This window comes from Mycobacterium sp. (assembly GCF_035603715.1).
Classification (GTDB): domain Bacteria; phylum Actinomycetota; class Actinomycetes; order Mycobacteriales; family Mycobacteriaceae; genus Mycobacterium.
The window spans coordinates 1-4,180 of sequence record NZ_DATNJW010000004.1; the positions used below are offsets into that span (position 1 = coordinate 1).

Here is a 4,180-nt window from a genome sequence, read left to right on the forward strand (position 1 = left end):
GTACTTCAACATCTATTTCTGCACCGTGTCGCTGAAGATCAACGGCCCGGCCGGCAGCGACATCATCATCCCGATGGGTGGCCAGGTTGATCCGAGCAAGGGCAGGTGCGCTTTTGTCAACAAGTAGCACCCACCGCCGCGATCGCGACCCACTCCGCACCGGGATCTTCGGTGTGGTCCTCGTGGTGTGCGTCATCCTGGTCGCGTTCGGCTACACCAAGTTGCCGTTCTGGCCGCAAGGCCGGCCCTACACTGCCTATTTCGCCGACGCCGGCGGGATCAACCCGGGCAACGACGTCTACGTGTCCGGCATCAAAGTTGGCCAGGTGCAAGCGGTCACGCTCGCCGGCGAGACCGCCAAGGTAGCTTTCACCGTGGATCGTCACGTGAACGTCGGCAATCAGTCGCTGGCGGCAATCCGCACCGAGACCATCCTCGGTCAGCGGGCGGTCGCGGTGACCCCGGCGGGTTCCGGTATCGCCACCACCATTCCGCTGAGCCGGACGACGACGCCCTACGCGCTTGGCTCCGCGCTGGAAGACTTGGGCCACAACGCCGGCGATTTGGACAAGGCCCAGTTCGAAAAATCGCTGAAGGTCCTCACCGATGCCTTGCATGATGCCACGCCGCAGCTTCGCGGAGCACTCGACGGCATCACCTCATTATCCCGTACATTGAACACCCGCGACGAAGCACTGGAAAAGCTTCTGGCGCATGCCAAATCGGTAACCGGCGTGCTCGCCGAGCGGGCCGGGCAGGTAAACAAGCTGATCGTCGATGGGAACCAATTGTTCGCCGCGCTCGATGCGCGCCGAGCCGCGCTGGCGGAGCTGATCGCTGGCATTGACGACGTCTCGGCGCAGCTGTCCGGCTTCGTCGCCGATAACCGCAAGGAGTTCGGCCCGGCGCTGAGCAAGCTCAACACCGTGCTGGACGACCTCAACGAACGCCGCGACTACATCAGTGAGGCGCTGAAGCGGTTGCCGCCCTACGCAACCACGCTCGGTGAGGTGGTCGGCACGGGGCCCGGGTTCAACGTGAACGTCTACGGCGTGATTCCCGCGCCCATCGTCGGGATGATGTTCGACGCCGTGTTCCAGCCCGGCAAGCTCCCGAATACCTTCGCTGATTATCTGCGCGGAATGGTCCAGGAGCGCTGGAAGTTGAGGCCGCAGTCGCCATGACACTTTCCTCCGCTTTACGGGAACGTCGCCGCGGGTTGCGGTTGGCGTTGGCAGTCTTGCTTGCCGTCTTTGTCGCGGTGGGCGCCTACGTGGCCTGGCCCGGCAGCGGCGGCAACAAAATCGTCGGCTACTTCACTTCGGCGGTCGGGCTGTACCCCGGTGACCAGATCCGGATCGTCGGCGTGCCAGTAGGCACCATCGATTCGATCGAACCGCGCGCCGAAGACGTGAAAATCACCATGTCCGTGGATCGCGGCGTCAAGGTTCCCGCGGATGCTCGCGCAATCATCATGTCGCCCAACCTTGTTGCGGCGCGCTTCATCCAGCTCGCGCCCGCGTATACCAGCGGGCCGGCGTTACCCGACGGCGCGACGATCGCGTTGGCCCACACCGCCGTGCCGGTCGAGTGGGACGAGGTCAAGCAATCGCTGACTGATTTGGCCAAGCAGCTGAGCCCCGCGGCCGGACAGCTGCAGGGTCCGCTGGGCAAAGCGATCAACCAGGCCGCGGATACGTTCAGCGGCACAGGTGACTCGTTCCGTACCTCACTGCGCGAGCTCTCGCGCGCCGCTGGCCGACTGGGGGATTCGCGCACCGACATCTTCGGCACGGTCAAGAACCTGCAGGTGTTGGTCGATGCCCTTTCGTCGAGCAACGAGCAGATCGTCGCGTTCTCCGGGCATGTGGCCTCGGTATCGCAGGTGCTCGCCAAGAGTTCGACGCACCTCGACAACACCCTTGGAACGTTGAACCAGGCGCTGATCGACGTCAAAGGCTTTCTGCAGCAGAACAACTCGACGCTGATCGGAACAGTCGACAAGCTCACCGATCTGACCCAGGTGTTGAGCGACCAAAGCGAAGACATCGAGCAGGTGCTGCACGTCGCCGGCCCCGGTATCGCCAACTTCTACAACATCTATGACCCCGCGCAGGGGACGTTGAACGGGCTGATCTCGATTCCCGAGTTCGCCAACCCGGTGCAGTTCATCTGCGGCGGTTCATTCGACACCCCCGCAGGTCTGTCCGGACCGGAGTACTACAAGCGCGCCGAGATCTGCCGCGAGCGGTTGGGCCCGCCGCTGCGCCGGCTGACATTCAACTATCCGCCGTTGATGTTCCACCCGCTCAACATGATCACCGCGTACAAGGGCCAGATCCAATACGACACCCCGGAAACGCAGGCCAAGGCGCAGACCCCCATTCCGGATCTGCACTGGATACCGGCGCCCGGCGCGCATCCGCCCAATCCGGCCGACCTGCAGGCGCTGATGGTTCCGCAGGCATCGACCAACGGGCCGGCACCTGGCGCGGCCGCCCCGGCGCCGAATCCATTCGGGCCACGGCCGGGTCCTGCACCAGCTGCCCCGGCGCCAGCGTTGCCCTTGCCGGCCGAGCAAGGGGCTGGGCGATGAAGCGGATCTGGTTGCGCGGCGGCGCATTAGCCGCAGGGAGCGCGTTGCTGGCAGGCTGCCAGTTCGGCGGGTTGAACTCGGTCGCCCTGCCCGGTACCGCCGGCCACGGCACTGGATCATTCTCGATCACCGTCAATCTGGCCGACGTGGCGACTCTGCCGCAGAATTCGCCCGTCATGGTCGACGACGTCACGGTAGGCAGCGTTTCGGGCATTGACGCCATGCAGCGCACCGATGGAAGTTTCTACGCCGCGGTCAAGCTGACACTGGACCGCAACGTGGTGTTGCCGGCCAATTCCATTGCCCGGGTGGCGCAGACCTCGCTGCTTGGTTCGCAGCACGTCGAGTTGGCGGCGCCACCGAATCAGCCGCCGTCGGGCAGGCTGGTCGACGGGTCGGCCATCCAGGAGACTCGAACCAGTCGCTTTCCGACCACCGAGGAAGTGTTCTCTGCGCTCGGTGTCGTGGTCAACAAGGGTAACCTGGGTGCGCTGCAAGAGATTACCGATGAGACCTATCAGGCCGTCGCCGGTAGGGAAGGCCAGTTCAACAACCTGGTGCCGCGGCTGGCCGAACTCACAGCCGGGCTGAACAATCAGGTCAACGACATTGTCGCGGCCATCGACGGGTTGGACCGGTTCTCGGCGATTCTGGCCAACAACAAGGACAGCCTCGGACGGACGCTGGAATCGCTTCCCGAGGCGCTGCGAGTACTCAACAAGAATCGTGAGAAAATCGTCGAGGCGTTCGGTGCTCTCAAAAGGGTGGCAACGGTTGCGGCGCATGTGCTTTCGCAGACAAAGGTGGATTTCGCCGCGGACCTCAAAGACATTTATGCCAACACCAAGGCGCTGGCCGACAACCGCAAGAACTTCGTGACGTCGAACCAGTTGCTACTGACGTTCCCGTTCCCGAACTTCGGTATCAAGCAGGCGGTACGCGGCGACTACCTCAATGTGTTCACCACCTTCGATCTCACGGTCCGACGGCTGGGCGAGACATTCTTCACCACGTCGTGGCCGCTGGACCCGAACATGCTGCACATGAAGGACATCCTCAATCCGCCGGAGTTCCTCCTCGGTGAAATGGCCAACCTCTCTGGGCAGGCCGCGGATCCATTCAAGATCCCGCCGGGCACACCAGCAGGGAACAACTGATGCTGGATCGACTGACTCGCATCCAACTGGCCATCTTCGCGGTGGTCACGGTGATCACCGTCGTCATCATGGCGATCTTCTATTTGCGGTTGCCGGCCGCGATGGGCATCGGCACCTACCGGGTGACAGCCAACTTCGTCGCCGGCGGCGGCCTATACAAAAACGCCAACGTCACCTATCGCGGGGTCGCTGTGGGTCGCGTCGACTCGGTGGGTCTCACCTCCGACGGCGTCGACGCGGTGATGCGACTGAACAGCGGCACCAATGTCCCGTCGAACGTCACCGCATCGGTGAAGAGCGTGTCGGCCATCGGCGAGCAGTACATCGACCTGGTGCCTCCCGAGCACGCGGCCACGACCAAGCTGCACAACGGATCTCGCATCGACCGGAACAACACCGTGATCGGCGTGGAAATCGCCACTCTGCT

Annotated in this window: 4 protein-coding genes and 1 pseudogene; all 5 read left to right on the forward strand. The window is 63.4% G+C overall.

What is annotated here, in order from left to right; all coding sequences use genetic code 11:
• Positions 1-127, forward strand: a pseudogene (locus VN856_RS00075) (mammalian cell entry protein); the annotation flags it as partial.
• On the forward strand, positions 114-1,184 hold the full coding sequence (locus VN856_RS00080) for an MCE family protein (RefSeq protein ID WP_325685099.1): 1,071 nt from the start codon (positions 114-116) through the stop codon (positions 1,182-1,184). The pseudogene VN856_RS00075 and the gene VN856_RS00080, both read left to right, overlap by 14 nt.
• A complete protein-coding gene (locus VN856_RS00085; protein ID WP_325685100.1) occupies positions 1,181-2,596 on the forward strand; it encodes a virulence factor Mce family protein in 1,416 nt (471 codons plus the stop codon). Before VN856_RS00080 ends, VN856_RS00085 begins: the two co-directional genes overlap by 4 nt.
• Positions 2,593-3,753, forward strand: a complete 1,161-nt coding sequence (locus VN856_RS00090; protein WP_325685101.1) for an MCE family protein — start codon at positions 2,593-2,595, stop codon at positions 3,751-3,753. Before VN856_RS00085 ends, VN856_RS00090 begins: the two co-directional genes overlap by 4 nt.
• Positions 3,753-4,180 (forward strand): MlaD family protein (locus VN856_RS00095; RefSeq protein WP_325685102.1); only part of this gene is annotated, 428 nt, incomplete at its 3' end. The genes VN856_RS00090 and VN856_RS00095, both read left to right, overlap by 1 nt.

What these genes read in the sequence shown, in the direction of transcription:
- VN856_RS00085 (WP_325685100.1), top strand. Translation starts at nt 1,181, where the DNA reads ATGACACTTTCCTCCGCTTTACGGGAACGTCGCCGCGGGTTGCGGTTG.
- VN856_RS00090 (WP_325685101.1), top strand. Translation starts at nt 2,593, where the DNA reads ATGAAGCGGATCTGGTTGCGCGGCGGCGCATTAGCCGCAGGGAGCGCG.